Origin of the sequence: Nitrosomonas sp., assembly GCF_019752415.1 — a bacterium.
Classification (GTDB): Bacteria; Pseudomonadota; Gammaproteobacteria; order Burkholderiales; family Nitrosomonadaceae; genus Nitrosomonas.
In genome coordinates this window covers 1-14,869 of sequence record NZ_JAIEME010000035.1, presented here as the reverse complement: position 1 = coordinate 14,869, position 14,869 = coordinate 1, and the positions used below count along the sequence as shown (strand labels likewise).

The following is a 14,869-nucleotide window of genomic DNA, read 5'->3' as shown; positions in this document are numbered from 1 at the left end:
ATAAGTTATTCATATCGAAGTGCATCGACTGGTTTCAGTGAAGCAGCCTTCTTGGCAGGATAAAAACCGAAGAATATGCCAACTGCCGAAGCAAATAGAAAAGCTAAACCGATCATACCTAGTGTAATGACAATCAGCATATCAGCAACTTGGCTGACTACCCAAGCACCACCAATACCCAGTAACAAACCAATCAACCCACCCATAAAACAGATCATCATAGCCTCAAGCAGAAACTGAGTAAGAATTGCACGCTGATTGGCACCGATTGCCATACGAATACCAATTTCCCGGGTACGTTCAGTCACAGATACTAGCATAATATTCATAATGCCAATGCCACCGACCAATAAAGATACTGATGCGATGGCGCCCAATACCATCGACATCACTTTTGCAGCACCTGTCGCAACATCAGCAAGTGCAGTTAAATTGCGAACAGTAAAATCATTTTCTTTACCTTTCGCGATACGATGGCGTTGGCGTAATAATTGGGTAATTTCTATTTCAGCGATATCCATTTCATCCGCCGACTTACACTGGACTAACATGAGTCGGATAGAGCCAGGAAACTGATTGCCGGTAATCTGTCTTTCACTGGTTGTGATCGGTATGAAAATATTGTCATCCTGGTCGCGTCCCGTTAGGCTTTGTCCCTTGGCCATTAGCACACCCACAACGAGGAAGGGGCGGTTGGTTATGCGTATGGTTTTTCCAACGGGATCTTCATCACCGAATAAGTTCTGTGCCGTGACTGATCCTAAAACGACTACACGATTTGCCGAACGCAAATCAGATTCTGTAAAGGTTGTACCCGATTCAATTTTCCAGTTACCTACCGAAAAATAATCCGGTGTAGTGCCTGTGATGATGGTGCTCCAATTTTTGGCGGCGTAATTGAGCTGCGCTGTACCCGAAATGACAGGCGCCGTTGCGCTGATTATCGGTAATTCGGCAATTGCTTGCGCGTCATGGATTGTTAAAGTTCTGATGCTACCGCTACCAAAGCTAAATCCTCCGGAAGATGTGGCGCCTGGGACAACGATAAAAAGATTACTGCCCATCTCAGCAATGGTTTGGTTAATTTTAGTTTGTGCGCCTTGACCGATGGATAACATTAAAACTACGGCCGCTACGCCAATAATCATGCCCAACATGGTTAGCCCGGTCCGCAAGCGATTTTGACGCAAGGCGCGCAGTGCTTCGCCAATAATTGCAAGAAAATTCATTGTGTCAATAGCGATTAAACATCGGTAGAAATAAATGACAAGCGGTCATTAGGCCGGAAAAGTTCTGGAAAGTTTGTCTACAGTTGTGTTCGTATTGTTGTCCTTATCATAAATGATATGTCCATCTTTTAGGCGAATTAGGCGCTTTGCATAAGCCGCAATATCATCTTCATGTGTGACCAGTACGATAGTAATACCTTGATCGCGATTAAGCTGTTGGAACAATGACATAATTTCACGACTGGTTTGCGTATCAAGATTTCCCGTGGGCTCATCAGCCAGAATCAGGGGCGGTTGGTTAATCAGTGCGCGACTGATGGCGACACGTTGTTGTTGCCCGCCAGAGAGCTGATTCGGTTGATGCATGGCAAAATTTTCCAAACCGGTACGACGGAGAAGTTCTAATGCTTGTTTGCGGCTTTGAGAACGGCCGATTCCAGCGTACAGTAATGGTGTTGCCACATTATCTAGCGCTGTGACACGTTTTAGCAAGTTGAATCCCTGAAATACGAAACCGATCTTCTGGTTACGAATGCGTGCCAGTTCATCGTTAGTAAGTTTGGCGACATTCCTCTCGGAGAGCCAATATGACCCGCTTGTCGAGGTATCAAGGCAACCGAGTATATTCATCAATGTCGATTTACCCGATCCAGAATGCCCCATAATGGCAACAAATTCGCCTTGATCGATGGTCAGATTGATATTAAACAGAACCTGATTCGTAATGGTATTCCCATTGGCGTCTTGCAGATTGTAGCTTTTAGAAATATCCTCAATTCTAATCAGCGAATGGCCGACATGATTGGTCTGAATCGATAGCATTAGAATACTCTTAATTTGAACTTACTTTCCGATTCCTTTTTGTCGACAACTTCACTAATAATTACTTTATCCCCTGCTTTTATTTCACCATTGACGATTTCAGTGAAATTGCCATCAGTAATACCAATGCTCACATTAACAGGAACGGGCCGATTCTCTGGCAAAAGATACACGACAGATTGATTGGCTGATTTTGTTTGTTTGCTGTTTTCACTTGATTCAATGTCCTTCGGCTGATAACGCAGCGCTGCATTGGGCACACGTAAAACTTTATCTTTTTGATTGACAACAAAATTGATATTGGCAGTCATACCCGGTAATAAGGTTCCATCATCATTATCAACCATGGCAACCACGTTGTAGGTAACGACATTCTCCTGAATTGTTGGATTGAGTCGAACTTGCTTCACTGTGCCGGAAAATTTACGTTGCTGAAACGCATCAACGGTAAAGTTAATGAGCTGGCCGAGATGTAATTGGCCGATATCGGCTTCAGCGACGCTGATGTTGATTTGCATTTGACGGAGATCTTGGGCGATTTGGAATAAGATTGGTGTTTGGAAATTGGCAGCCACAGTTTGGCCGATATCTACATTCCGTGCGATGATTACTCCCGATATGGGGGACCGGATAACACTATAATTGAGATTAGTTTGGTCACGCGCAACTTGGGCCTTACTGATTGCCAGTTGCGCGCGTGCTATTTCCATTTCTTGCTCGATCATTTGTAATGCTTCAAGTGAAATGAACTCTTTTTCCTTCAGCAATTGATGGCGTTTCAATTTGCCATCAGCAATTCTCAAGCTTACTTGCGCATTGAGAAGATTTGCTTTGGATTGCTGCAATTGAGCCTGTAGTAGGGCTGGATCCAGTTCAGCCAGAATCTGACCCACTTCAACATGGTCGTTATAATCCGCATACAATTTAGCCACAGTACCTGAAACCTGAGTGCCGACATTGACAAGAACAACCGGGGTCAACGTGCCGTTAGCAGAGATGGATTGTATGATATCCCCCCGTTCAATATTCCGGGTTTTATATTGATTTTCTGCTGATTCTTTTTTTCCGTCATTAGCCCAGTAGTAGGCGGCTGGGACAAGAATCAAAAGTAAAACAACGATAATTCGTTTAATGCTAACAGTTAACATTTTGAGAAACTTGATGGAATGCAACTCGGGGATAAATAGTAATCAAAAGACTCGCTTAGAAAATTTAGTGAATGTATTGGTGCAGATTGCCTAATAATATTGAGTGCTTTTATTTTTCTTTATCTTCTTCTGCTTTCAGCACTTGTATCTGTTTAAGACGAGCTTCAACACTGGATAGCTGGTAAAAATTTCCGTTGCTATTCTGCAGTGCGGTTTGCAATTGATCAAGCGCAGCCGCATAGTGTCCTTTCAACACATAAGTTTCAGCTAGCGCACGATGTTGCAGCATTCTATCACCTAATAAGGCGTAGCATTGGGCCTGTAAGCTAAACAATTGCGGATCATTTGGAATAAGCAGTAATTGTTTGTTAATAAACTCAAGTGCTGTTTCAGTCTGTTTGTTTCGTATTAAAGCATGCGCATACCCTTGAATCAATGCACGATGCTGTGGATATATTTTTAATGCACTTTTATAAATATCAAATGCTTCAGTAATTTTTCCATCACCCAGTTTGACATTGGCTGAAAGTGTTTCAATCATGGCACCCGCAATCACATTTTTATTTTCAACGCGTACTGTTTCTCCCAGTCGATGATTGGTCAGCATTGCGGTAGAAGAATCACGTTGCAATATTTGATATAAGTGTGCGAGTTCATGGTTTGCCTGTTTGTTCTTTTTATCTCGTAGTAGCGCATGAATATAGCCATATCGTTCAACAGCTTCGTTGGTATATCGCTTCTCGTCTAAACGTGATTTGAACTGTACAACTGCATCATGTGGCTTTCCCTGCATTGCACGTAATTTAGCGCGGACCAATAAAAAATCGATACTATCGGGAACTTGGCGGTATGGCATTTCGCGAATACGATTCTGGATATCTGCAATACGCTCGTAAGTGATCGGGTGAGTACGTAAATACGAAGGCGCGCCATTTTCATGAAATCGTCCAGCTTTTTGCAGGCGTTCAAAAAAAGTAGACATTCCTTGCGGTTCGAACCCTGCATCGAGCAGGATACTTAAACCGATCCGGTCCGCTTCTTGTTCATGCTTGCGGGTGAAATCTAATTTTGATTGAATGGCACTGGCCTGGGAAGCAACCAATATGGCTTGACTTGCTTGCGGATTAGAGCGCGCAGCAATAATAGCGACTGCAAGTGTCGCTATCGACTTTATCAAATCGAACTTTTGTCCGGCGATCATACGCGCCAGATGTTTTTGTGTCACATGAGCAATTTCATGCGACATTACGGCTGCCAGTTCCGATTCGCTTTGTGCGGCGATGATCAATCCGCTATTGAAACCCATGAACCCCCCAGGTAATGCGAATGCATTGATGGATGAGTCCTGAATCGCAAAAAATTCAAATGATTGCACTGCACTGGTTTCATCAGAATTGGAAATTAATTTATGACCAAGATTGCTAAGATAACTGGCTATCTCAGGATCATCCAGATAACTCGGGTCCGCGCGAATCTGGCGCATGATTTGCAGGCCAATCTGACGCTCCTGATAGGGGGTGATGGTAGCCCGTGATACATCACCAAGATCAGGTAATTCGTGGGCATAGCTATTGACTGGAAACAGAAATGGTAGCGTGAATATCAGGGAGACAAATTTCATGACACTAGGATGTCTGTTTGCTATTCAAGTTCCATCAATCTTATTTATCTCTGGATTGTGTAGACCAGACTTTATAGCTGGATGTGATGGGGTAATGCCATGCCGTGCCAAAATCGCAATGCGTAATACGAATTCCTGGAGGAGACTGGCGGCGTTTATATTCATTTTTATGAATTAAGTGTATGACTTTCTGCACGTCCGCTTCGTTATAATTCAGCGCAATAATTTCCTCAGGTGAATAATTATTTCCGATGTAAGCTTCTATAATCGCATCTAAAATTTCATACGGCGGCAAACTATCCTGATCCGTTTGATTGGGCCGCAATTCGGCGGAAGGTGCACGCTGAATGATACGCTCAGGAATGACCCGGTTAATTTGATTGCGGTATTCGCAGAGTGCATAAACCAGAGTCTTATTGACATCTTTGAGTACTGCAAAGCCACCTGCCATGTCGCCATATAACGTGCAATAGCCAACCGCTATCTCGGACTTGTTGCCAGTCGTCAATACAATCGAACCCGAATGGTTTGACATCGCCATTAGTAATGTGCCGCGAAGGCGCGCTTGTAAATTCTCCGTCATGGTATTCGTGGCGGTGGAATCAGAGGGAATTTGAAAATCATTTTCGATGGTTAACAAAAACTGATCAAACAATGTTTGGATACTGCATTCGAAGAGTTTAACACCCAATAATTCGGCCATTTCATTGGCGTCTTCCAGGCTGATATTGGCCGTGTACTGCGAAGGCATCATGACGGCTTTGATTTTATCTGCGCCCAGCGCATCGACTGCAATCGCCAGTGTCAGTGCTGAATCTACACCACCGGAAAGACCTAACAGTGCACCGGGAAAATGGTTCTTACGGACATAATCTTTAACCCCTAAACATAATGCCTGATAAATACTGGCTATGGGAAGTTGCGGGGCTGCCAGCTTAGTTTGTATGGGTTGATTGTTGTGAATATCGATTAATTCGATGGTTTCAACAAATTCACCGAGTTGATGGGTTAACGCTCCTTGTCGGTTCATTGCAAAAGAAGCGCCATCAAAAACCAATTCATCCTGTCCACCGACTAAGTTAGTGTGGATAATGGAGATGCCAGTCTGTTCAATAAATCTACGGGTAATCTGATAACGGGAAGCTTGCTTGTTGATACGGTAAGCCGAAGCGCTAAGTACTAACAACATATCAAGATCGGAGCAATCTGCTGCAAGGAGCGAATTACTCAACCAGAAGTCAGCACAGATTGCAATGCCAAATTTAACCCCATCCAGTTCAAATACACACGATTCAGTACCGGCATCGAAATAATACGATTCGTTAAAGAAATGAGATTGACTGAGAATTCTCTTGTAATAGGTGTGAGAGATTTTGCCGCGGTAAATCACGGAAACGGCATTATATAGCTTGCCTTCCTGAAAACTGGGATAACCCACTATTAGTGTGATGTCATCAATCGCTTCCACCAAATCTGCTAATGCATTGTTGCAAGCTTGACAGAATGTTTCGCGTAATAATAAATCAGCAGGCGGGTATCCGGATAGCGCTAACTCGGGGGTGATTACCAGCTGTGCTCCGGCCTGCTTCGCCTGCTTTGCTGCGTTCAATATCTTTACAGCATTGCCAGTGATATCGCCTACGGTGCAATTTATCTGAGCAATGGCTATGCGCATGATCTGCCGGTATGCTATTGCAAGCTAGAAGGGCAGTTGCGCATCCGGTTTAGCTTGCAAAATATTATGACGAAAATCTTCCTGAATGCGTTTTAGAGCGAATTCATTATCGGCCTCAAAGCGTAATACGATGACCGGCGTAGTATTAGAAGCACGCGCCAGACCAAATCCATCACTGTATTCAACCCGCAAACCATCAATGGTGATTACTTGCTGTGGATTCGTGAAAACTGCATTTTTTTGTAACTGTGCAATCAGTGTGTGATTTTCCCCTTCAGCAACGCGAACCTGAAGTTCCGGTGTGTTAATGCTATCGGGCAGATTATTCAGAGTGACATTGATATCTGCCTCGCGACTCAGCAATTCGAGCAGTCGTGCACCGGCATATAAGCCATCATCAAAACCGTACCAACGTTCCTTGAAAAACAAATGACCGCTCATTTCTCCAGCTAATAATGCCTTCGACTCAATGAGTTTTGCTTTGATGAAAGAATGACCGGTTTTCCACATAACTGGCACGCCGCCATGCTGACTGATCCAGGGTGCCAGATTCCGAGTGCATTTCACATCAAAAATGATTTTTCCACCAGGATTTCTCGACAATACATCCGCTGAAAACATCATGAGCTGGCGATCAGGATTGATAATATTGCCATTCTTTGTAACGATACCAAGGCGGTCACCATCGCCATCAAAAGCCAGTCCAATTTCCGCATCGGTGGTTTTCAACGCCTGAATCACGTCGTTCAGATTATCAGGTACAGACGGATCTGGGTGGTGATTGGGAAAAGTACCATCCACCTCGCAGAATAGTTCGATTACTTCACAACCTAGGCCGCGATAGAGCGCCGGTGCAAATGCACCCGCTACACCATTACCACAATCAACAACAATCTTGATGGGACGAGTGAGTTTGATATCAGCAGTAATCCGCTCAATATACGCATTGACGATAGCATGCTCGGAATAATTGCCTGCGCCCTGTGCGAGGTCGTTATTTTCGATGCGCAAACGTAGTGCCTGGATTGTGTCAGCCGCCAAAGTTTCGCCGCCAAGTACAATTTTAAAGCCATTGTACTCAGGCGGATTATGACTGCCGGTAACCATCACCCCGGAATATTGGCATAACTCATGTGCGGCGTAGTAAAGCATGGGCGTCGCGACCATGCCAACATCGACTACATGAATGCCACTTTTTTGAATACCGCGAGCGAGTGCTTGCGACAATTCTGTTCCTGATAATCGGCCATCCCGGCCGATGGCGATAGCTGTCAGATTTCTTGCACGAGCTTCGGAGCCAATCGCATGACCTATTTTTTCTACATTATCAACGGTGATCGTTTTGTCAACAATGCCGCGAATGTCATACGCCTTAAAAATTTCATGAGGAATTGCGTGCATAATTTTTTCTCTTTGAAAGAATGATTGTTGATAAAAGAGCTATGAATAGTCACTGACAGATAGCTATGACCAATTAATCAATGGAATGTAAGTTCTCTTCTGAAATCAAACCGATTTAATGGTGCCCAGCAACAGCGCCGCCTTTGAGCGTATAGTGGGTGCCGCAATAAGGGCAAAGCGCTTCGCCCGTTGCTTCAATCGGAAGAAAAACCCGCGGATGCGAGTTCCATAACATCATGGCTGGGGTGGGGCAATGCAATGGCAGATCATCGGTTGTAATTTCAATTTCAAGTGCTTTGTTATTGGCTTGTTGATTCATAAAAATATCTCCAATGCAGCTGATTAAACGAAGGTAAGCCAATCGGCGTGATTTTTAGCTCTGCCTTTGACGCAATCAAAGAATAGGGCTTGTATTTGTGTGGTGATTGGCCCTCGCTTGCCGAGTCCAATCATGCGATTATCGAGTTCGCGAATCGGTGTCACTTCAGCAGCAGTACCGGTAAAGAATGCCTCATCCGCACAATAAATTTCATCGCGTGTAATTCGTTTCTCGATGACTGGAATGCCGATTTCAGCAGCCAAATCAATCACAGATGCACGTGTGATTCCTTCCAGGCATGAAGTTAAATCAGGTGTGTAGAGTTTGCCTTGTTTGACGATGAAAATATTCTCTCCCGATCCTTCTGCCACATAGCCTTCCACATCCAGTAACAGCGCTTCATCGTAGCCATTCAATCCGACTTCCTGATTGGCCAGAATCGAATTGGCATAAGTTGTGACCGATTTGGCGCGACACATGTTGATGTTGACATGATGCCGGGTAAAAGAAGAAGTTTTGACACGGATCCCATTTTCAAGGGCCTCTGGCCCTAAGTAGGTTCCCCATGGCCAAGCGGCGATGGCCACGTGAGTGGAAAGTGTTTTGGCGGAGAGTCCCATGGCTTCAGCGCCATAGAAAGCGATCGGGCGGATATACCCGGAGACAAGCTTATTCTGTTTGACCACATCACATTGCGCTTGCATCAACGTTGCCTTGTCATAAGGCATTTTCATCATAAAGATATGCGCAGAGTTGAATAAGCGGTCGGTATGCTCCTGCAAACGGAAAATCGCCGGTCCTTTCGCAGTTTCATAAGCACGCAACCCTTCAAAAACACCCAACCCATAGTGCAAGGTATGAGTTAAAACATGCGTATTGGCATCCCGCCAGGGAGCCATCTTCCCGTCATACCAAATTACACCATCACGGTCAGCCATCGACATTCAGGAACTCCCGATAAATATTCTAAAAGCCATATTCTAACGTATTTTTAGCGCAGCGTTGAATCACGGCAGTATAAATAGACTTCTCATAAATAGATCAATTAGTTTGTTTGTGAAAATTTTTCTCGAATATCCAACGCATAACGGGTTTGAACTGGAATTACATCGCTTGCCTTATTTTTGCCATGGCCCATGAGAAGAATTTTAAGGTAGCTTGTCCATTAAACTATCAATTAAGTCTTGATTGTGTTAAATAAAAGCTTCTCAATCGATGATTCATCAGGATAAAGCGGATATCAATCCAAATACAGAAACAGACACATTTCCAATAGTGGGTATCGGCGCCTCCGCGGGGGGTTAAATGCATTTACCCAACTGCTCAAAGCGCTTTCCAACGACACTGGCATGGCTTTTGTCCTGGTCCAGCATCTTGACCCCAAGCATATCAGTGTATTGCCGGACTTGATAAAACGCACTACGTCAATGCTCGTGGAAAATCTGCGTGTTGAACCCAATCATATTTATGTGATCCCACCGACACATAGCTTGGCACTGTTGCATGGTGTATTGCAATTGCTCCCACGTCCGGATATTCGGGGTAAATTTCTGCCCATTGATGATTTTCTAACCAATCTGGCACAAGACCGGCAAAATCATGCCATTGGAATTATTCTTTCAGGTACGGGATCCGATGGCACATTGGGTATACAAGCTATCAAAACAGCAGGCGGTATTACTTTTGCACAGACTGAAGATTCGGCGGAATATGAAGGGATGCCGCACAGTGCAATCGCTAGCGGGCAGGTTGATTTTATCCTGCCACCTAAGGGAATTGCCGATAAATTGGCGCAAATAGCGCATCATCCCTATTTAAAACAACAGTTAGCTAATCTTACCGAGGATGTGCCGGCCAAAGAAACGGATCTCGGCAAAATTTTCGTTCTACTGCGCGCGCGCACCGGTATCGACTTTACTTACTACAAGCACACGACCATTCTGCGCCGTATCAAACGGCGCATGGTGCTACACCAACTGGATGAACTGAAAGATTATGTCAAGTTTCTGCGGCAGCATCCAAAGGAACTCGACATATTGTTTCAGGACATGCTGATCAATGTCGCGAGCTTCTTTCGCGATCCGGAAGCTTTTGAGATACTCAAAAAAGAGGTATTTCCCCGTCTCATTGAACAACTGGCAAATGAAAAAGCACTACGTATTTGGATACCTGCTTGTTCAACGGGTGAAGAGGTTTACTCAATCACCATTGCGCTATTTGAATTTCTCGGTAATCAAGTGAATGCCATGCATATTCAGATCTTTGCTTCAGATATCGATAAGCAAGCGATTGACAAAGCACGCCAAGGGATCTATTCCCATCACATTGATGAGGCAGTTGGAATTGAGTGGCTTGCGCGGTTTTTTATCAAAACAACAGAGGGTTATCAGATCTGCAAAAGTATCCGGAATGTCTGTGTATTTGCGATACAGAATGTTATCCAAGATCCCCCTTTCTCCCGGATCAATCTGATTTGCTGCCGCAATTTATTGATTTATCTCAATACGTCAATACAGAAAAGAGTATTAAATACTTTTTTATGCGCTACATCCGAATGGTTTCCTAATATTAGGCACTTCTGAAACGATTGGTAGCGAGGCCGATCTTTTCTCATTGATTGACAGGAAAAATAAAATTTATTTGCGTAAATCTCAGGCAAATTCACCTAATACTGATTTAGCCGAAACGCGCTCTACACTGCAATCATTTTCGGCATTTTATTCTTACTCAAAGGACACTCCACCTGCAATGCAAGTGCAACAAGCCGCTGAAAATATAATTCTGGAGAAATATGGGCTAGCGGCAGTGGTAATCGACCAGAATATGCATATACTCTATTTCCTTGGCCAAACCGATCCTTACATTGAGCCCGCTACTGGGAGTGCCAGCCTTAACTTGCTGAAAATGGTGCATCCGGAATTGATAATAGAGCTACGAACTCTTGTCCATCAAGCTATCAAGGACAACAACAGCGTTCGTAAGGAAGGCTTGCGCATGCGTCATCATGGAGGCTATAAAATATAAATTTGCAGATAATACCTCTCGCCGGTTCAAAAACTAATGTTCCAAGCTATTTGGTCGTATTTGAACCCGGTGCTGAAATTCCCGCTAGGCAAGGTCCATTGCAGCCAGAAGATGCGTGTAAAGATGCCAGGGATCTTCGCATTAGCACTTTGGAAAATGAATTACTGACTGAACGGGAGTATCTGCAATCGATTATTGAAGAACAGGAAGAAACCAATGAGGAAATGCAGTCGGCCAATGAAGAAATCCAATCCGCCAGCGAAGAATTGCAAAGTATTAATGAAGAGTTATAAACCACCAATGAAGAACTGACAACCATCATCGAAGAGCATGAAAATCGGAATCAGGAATTAAATCAAATTAACAACGACTTAATCAATCTACTGGCAAGCATTGATACGCCCATTGTCATTCTGCACCGAAACTTATCTATCCGGCGATTTACCCCGGCTGCAAAGGTGCTGCTGAATCTTATTGATACCGACACCAATCGACCGATCAGTAATATCCGGCCTAATATCGTTATCCCGGATTTGGAAAGCGAACTCAAGCAAGCGATAGAATCGGCTGTCACGAAATCGCTGGAGGTACAAGATGATAATGGGCATTGGTACTTATTGCGGCTACACCCTTACCAGAAACAGGATAAAAACACCGACGGTGTCGTCATGGTATTTATTGGTATTGAAGCAATTAAAGATAATGAACAGTTGCGTAATGCCCTTCAATACGAACGTCGTTTGGCTGCGGTAGTCCGCGATTCTAACGATGCAGTAACAGTCCAGGATTTTAACGGCCATATTCTGGCATGGAACCAACGTACGGCAGAAATGGTCGGATATACCGAAGGCGAAGCACTACAGCTCAATGCCAATCAATTGGTCCCAGACATAGCCCGTGAGGAAATGCGTATAACTTCAACACGGCCAAAAAAACACTCCCTTGCGAAACCACACGTTGCACTAAAGAAGGCCATTTGCTCAAGGTGTGGATGACGACATCAATCCTGAATAACGCGGCGGGTAATCCAGCGGCCATTGCGATCACGGAACGGGAGAAATTATAAAAATATGGATAGTGAACATAGAAGAGCGGATGATGCTATCAGTCATAGCAAGATGGAATTGCTCGTTGAGCTGCAGGCTCATCAGACAGAATTGGAAATGCAAAATCTGGAACTCAAGAAAGCACAGCAGCAGTTGGAAGAATCGCGCAACCATTATGCAGATCTCTATGACTACGCTCCCGTAGGTTATCTTACCCTAGATAAAACTGGTGATATCCGATCCATTAATTTGACCGGCGCCAGCTTATTGGGAGAAGAACGTGCATTTCTTATCGGCAAGCCATTTATAGCTTGCTTTCCATATATCGACCATCAGGCCTTTTTACAGTATCTGCACGATATTTTTAATAATCCCAGCAAAGCCACGCTTGACCTAAAAATCAGCGATGCGAAAAATCGAATCCGCTTTATTCATTTAGAAAGCAAAGCAGACGAAGATAACAACATGTGTCGTATGATCATGTCCGACATCAGTCAACTCAAAGAAGCAATTGTCAGCAATCTGGAATTATTAACTGAGAACAGGCGTCTCATGAAAGAGCTATTCCGTATCCAGGAAAAGGAACGGCGCACACTGGCTTTCGAATTGCATGATGAATTAGGACAATGGCTTACTGCCATTCGCGCAGAAAATGAGGTAATTCTCAATTCCGCAGAGAATAACGCAAACATTATCCCCAGTGTCCAGGCGATTAAAAATTGTACTCAGAAAATGCATGAAGTGATACACACTATGCTGCATCAACTGCGCCCGGCACTACTGGATGCATTGGGTTTGCACAATGCACTTCTAGAATTAAAAAAGCAATGGTGCTCGCACCATCAACATATCGTCCTTGAATTTAAACTGCAAGGTGAATTTACAAAGCTTGGTGAACAATTGAATATCATTATATTTCGCCTTGTTCAGGAAGGTCTTAATAACATCTGCAGTCATGCTGAAGCCACTTGGGCGCAAATCAGCTTGGTCTACGAACCCATTGAAAACTCTCCAGTTGATTATCTGTATCTGAAGATAGAGGATAACGGCAAAGGCTACGATGTCGATCAACCATCGACAGGTTTGGGCTTGTTGGGTATGCGTGAACGCGTAATCTCCATGAATGGCACGCTGTCGATACGGAGCGCATGTAGCGCAGGCACAGAAATTAACATTCGATTACCCATTGAAAACTCAAACAATGAAGAAACAAATATCCATTCTGTTGGTTGATGATCATCCAGTCGTACGTACCGGATATCGTCGCTTACTTGAAAGTACTCCCGACATGCGTGTGGTGGCAGAAGCAGACAGTGGTGAAAAGGGCTACCAACTTTATGTAGAACATCAACCAGATGTCACAATTCTTGATTTGAATATGCCAGGGATCGGCGGACTTGAAACAATCCGTCGTATCAAAGCTTATGACCCTGCTGCAGGCATTCTGGTTTTTAGCATGTTAAATAATATAATGATGGCCCAGCGTTCATTTGAAGCGGGAGCACGCGGATTTATCAGCAAACAAAGCGGGATAGGCGAAATGATTCATGCAGTCCAGCAGGTAAATTCAGGAAAAAAATATATTGAATCAGAGTTGGCTGCATTACAAGCAATGAATGCAATGGATACAATGCATAAGGATACGAGTAAAAGCACTATCGATAGACTGACTAAGCGAGAGTTCCAAATATTCAAACTGATTGCGGAAGGAAATTCCACTGCACAAATTGCTAAGAAACTGACCATCAGCCATAAAACTGTCGGTGTTCATCATGCCAATTTGATGCGTAAGCTGCAACTACAAAACTCGGCGCAACTCATTCGCGCAGCACTTGATTACCGAGTCATCATAAACACTATGGCTTGAATCACTCGACTAGTACGATAAGTAATAGAAAAGAGTTATTATTTATCCTGTTCCGGAAAATGTTTTTTTGCTTTATCAAAGGCTTGTTGCATAGATTTTAAAGATTTTCTAAGTCCAGTTTGAATGTCTTCCCATGCACCTCCTGAATTTTTTTCAAACTGGTCCCATTTTTTCTTTACCTGGCTTAACTCCAGTTCGAGTTCTTCAAGGTGAGGTCGAATATTATCCTGCGCTTCTTTCGCGCCAAGATGCATTTGCAACTTGACTTCATCGACTATGGATTGCAGATTCGTCAGTTCAGCTTGCAATTGTTCTTTCATTGTTTTTTCGTTCATTTCGATTTCCTTTTTCCAGAATTAGTGATTTGACATCAGCATTGCTGTCTTTTTGTAACTTTAGCTGCTTCAAAGTGATTGGGTATTCACTTTTAATATGATACAGAAAGCATGGGTTCATCTGCCATTTTACAATGTAATCCAGCGTAAAACTTCTGTAGCTGGAACCTTGATGACATTCTCGACAGATAACTCTTTCACCTTCCTTTTCTTATTTTTCTTTTTTGTCTCGGCATTGATAGAAACACGATTTCGATCTACTTGTACTTTGATATCCTCGAGTTATTATGATGATGCCTCTCACAATTTAGCCAATATGGATAATCTTAGCAATGGATGGTACCCCTGCAGCGTTCCAGGCATAAAGCAGATAAAAACCCGG

Annotated in this window: 15 protein-coding genes; 6 read left to right on the top strand and 9 right to left on the bottom strand. The window is 43.6% G+C overall.

Features of this window, described 5'->3' with window-relative positions; all coding sequences use genetic code 11:
- Positions 1–5: 5 nt before the first annotated feature.
- From K2P83_RS06635 to K2P83_RS06600, 8 genes are all read right to left on the bottom strand, one after another.
- On the bottom strand, positions 6–1,229 hold the full coding sequence (locus K2P83_RS06635; protein WP_292927524.1) for an ABC transporter permease: 1,224 nt from the start codon (positions 1,227–1,229) through the stop codon (positions 6–8).
- A gap of 48 nt (positions 1,230–1,277) precedes the next feature.
- Positions 1,278–2,051, bottom strand: a complete 774-nt coding sequence (locus tag K2P83_RS06630) for an ABC transporter ATP-binding protein (RefSeq protein WP_292927522.1) — start codon at positions 2,049–2,051, stop codon at positions 1,278–1,280.
- Positions 2,051–3,199, bottom strand: a complete 1,149-nt coding sequence (locus tag K2P83_RS06625; protein WP_292927520.1) for an efflux RND transporter periplasmic adaptor subunit — start codon at positions 3,197–3,199, stop codon at positions 2,051–2,053. Before K2P83_RS06625 ends, K2P83_RS06630 begins: the two co-directional genes overlap by 1 nt.
- Before the next feature lie 109 nt (positions 3,200–3,308).
- Positions 3,309–4,820 (bottom strand): M48 family metalloprotease, encoded by a 1,512-nt coding sequence (locus K2P83_RS06620; RefSeq protein WP_292927518.1) that lies wholly within the window; start codon positions 4,818–4,820, stop codon positions 3,309–3,311.
- A gap of 40 nt (positions 4,821–4,860) precedes the next feature.
- Entirely contained in the window at positions 4,861–6,495 is a 1,635-nt protein-coding gene (locus tag K2P83_RS06615; protein WP_292927516.1) for an NAD+ synthase, read from the bottom strand.
- 24 nt (positions 6,496–6,519) lie between these two features.
- A complete protein-coding gene (locus K2P83_RS06610) occupies positions 6,520–7,896 on the bottom strand; it encodes a phosphomannomutase/phosphoglucomutase (RefSeq protein ID WP_292927514.1) in 1,377 nt (458 codons plus the stop codon).
- A gap of 115 nt (positions 7,897–8,011) precedes the next feature.
- On the bottom strand, positions 8,012–8,215 hold the full coding sequence (locus K2P83_RS06605; RefSeq protein WP_292927512.1) for a zinc-finger domain-containing protein: 204 nt from the start codon (positions 8,213–8,215) through the stop codon (positions 8,012–8,014).
- A 23-nt stretch (positions 8,216–8,238) separates the two neighbouring features.
- Entirely contained in the window at positions 8,239–9,159 is a 921-nt protein-coding gene (locus K2P83_RS06600) for a branched-chain amino acid transaminase (RefSeq protein WP_292927510.1), read from the bottom strand.
- Positions 9,160–9,564: 405 nt separating this feature from the next.
- Here K2P83_RS06600 and K2P83_RS06595 point away from each other — a divergent pair, with 405 nt between their 5' ends.
- From K2P83_RS06595 to K2P83_RS06570, 6 genes are all read left to right on the top strand, one after another.
- Positions 9,565–10,797 carry a CheR family methyltransferase gene (locus K2P83_RS06595; RefSeq protein ID WP_292927508.1) on the top strand — a complete coding sequence of 411 codons (1,233 nt, stop codon included), beginning with the start codon at positions 9,565–9,567 and terminating at the stop codon, positions 10,795–10,797.
- A 166-nt stretch (positions 10,798–10,963) separates the two neighbouring features.
- The gene (locus K2P83_RS06590; protein WP_292927506.1) at positions 10,964–11,239 is read left to right on the top strand and encodes a hypothetical protein; all 276 of its coding nucleotides are present in this window, start codon (positions 10,964–10,966) and stop codon (positions 11,237–11,239) included.
- A 2-nt stretch (positions 11,240–11,241) separates the two neighbouring features.
- A complete protein-coding gene (locus K2P83_RS06585) occupies positions 11,242–11,532 on the top strand; it encodes a hypothetical protein (RefSeq protein ID WP_292927504.1) in 291 nt (96 codons plus the stop codon).
- 15 nt (positions 11,533–11,547) lie between these two features.
- A complete protein-coding gene (locus K2P83_RS06580) occupies positions 11,548–12,234 on the top strand; it encodes a PAS domain-containing protein (protein ID WP_363279433.1) in 687 nt (228 codons plus the stop codon).
- A gap of 75 nt (positions 12,235–12,309) precedes the next feature.
- Positions 12,310–13,518: an ATP-binding protein gene (locus tag K2P83_RS06575; RefSeq protein ID WP_292927502.1), complete on the top strand. Its 1,209-nt coding sequence runs from the start codon at positions 12,310–12,312 to the stop codon at positions 13,516–13,518.
- Positions 13,487–14,152, top strand: a complete 666-nt coding sequence (locus K2P83_RS06570) for a response regulator transcription factor (RefSeq protein WP_292927500.1) — start codon at positions 13,487–13,489, stop codon at positions 14,150–14,152. Before K2P83_RS06575 ends, K2P83_RS06570 begins: the two co-directional genes overlap by 32 nt.
- 38 nt (positions 14,153–14,190) lie before the next feature.
- Here K2P83_RS06570 and K2P83_RS06565 read toward each other — a convergent pair whose 3' ends face one another.
- Entirely contained in the window at positions 14,191–14,487 is a 297-nt protein-coding gene (locus K2P83_RS06565) for a hypothetical protein (RefSeq protein WP_292927498.1), read from the bottom strand.
- Positions 14,488–14,869: the final 382 nt, after the last annotated feature.

Excerpts from the sequence above, each read along its gene's own strand:
- K2P83_RS06620 (WP_292927518.1), bottom strand. The coding sequence starts at position 4,820 with ATGAAATTTGTCTCCCTGATATTCACGCTACCATTTCTGTTTCCAGTC.
- K2P83_RS06605 (WP_292927512.1), bottom strand. The coding sequence starts at position 8,215 with ATGAATCAACAAGCCAATAACAAAGCACTTGAAATTGAAATTACAACC.
- K2P83_RS06575 (WP_292927502.1), top strand. The coding sequence starts at position 12,310 with ATGGATAGTGAACATAGAAGAGCGGATGATGCTATCAGTCATAGCAAG.
- K2P83_RS06630 (WP_292927522.1), bottom strand. The coding sequence starts at position 2,051 with ATGCTATCGATTCAGACCAATCATGTCGGCCATTCGCTGATTAGAATT.
- K2P83_RS06595 (WP_292927508.1), top strand. The coding sequence starts at position 9,565 with ATGGCTTTTGTCCTGGTCCAGCATCTTGACCCCAAGCATATCAGTGTA.
- K2P83_RS06590 (WP_292927506.1), top strand. The coding sequence starts at position 10,964 with ATGCAAGTGCAACAAGCCGCTGAAAATATAATTCTGGAGAAATATGGG.
- K2P83_RS06600 (WP_292927510.1), bottom strand. The coding sequence starts at position 9,159 with ATGTCGATGGCTGACCGTGATGGTGTAATTTGGTATGACGGGAAGATG.
- K2P83_RS06610 (WP_292927514.1), bottom strand. The coding sequence starts at position 7,896 with ATGCACGCAATTCCTCATGAAATTTTTAAGGCGTATGACATTCGCGGC.
- K2P83_RS06615 (WP_292927516.1), bottom strand. The coding sequence starts at position 6,495 with ATGCGCATAGCCATTGCTCAGATAAATTGCACCGTAGGCGATATCACT.
- K2P83_RS06570 (WP_292927500.1), top strand. The coding sequence starts at position 13,487 with ATGAAGAAACAAATATCCATTCTGTTGGTTGATGATCATCCAGTCGTA.
- K2P83_RS06565 (WP_292927498.1), bottom strand. The coding sequence starts at position 14,487 with ATGAACGAAAAAACAATGAAAGAACAATTGCAAGCTGAACTGACGAAT.
- K2P83_RS06635 (WP_292927524.1), bottom strand. The coding sequence starts at position 1,229 with ATGAATTTTCTTGCAATTATTGGCGAAGCACTGCGCGCCTTGCGTCAA.
- K2P83_RS06625 (WP_292927520.1), bottom strand. The coding sequence starts at position 3,199 with ATGTTAACTGTTAGCATTAAACGAATTATCGTTGTTTTACTTTTGATT.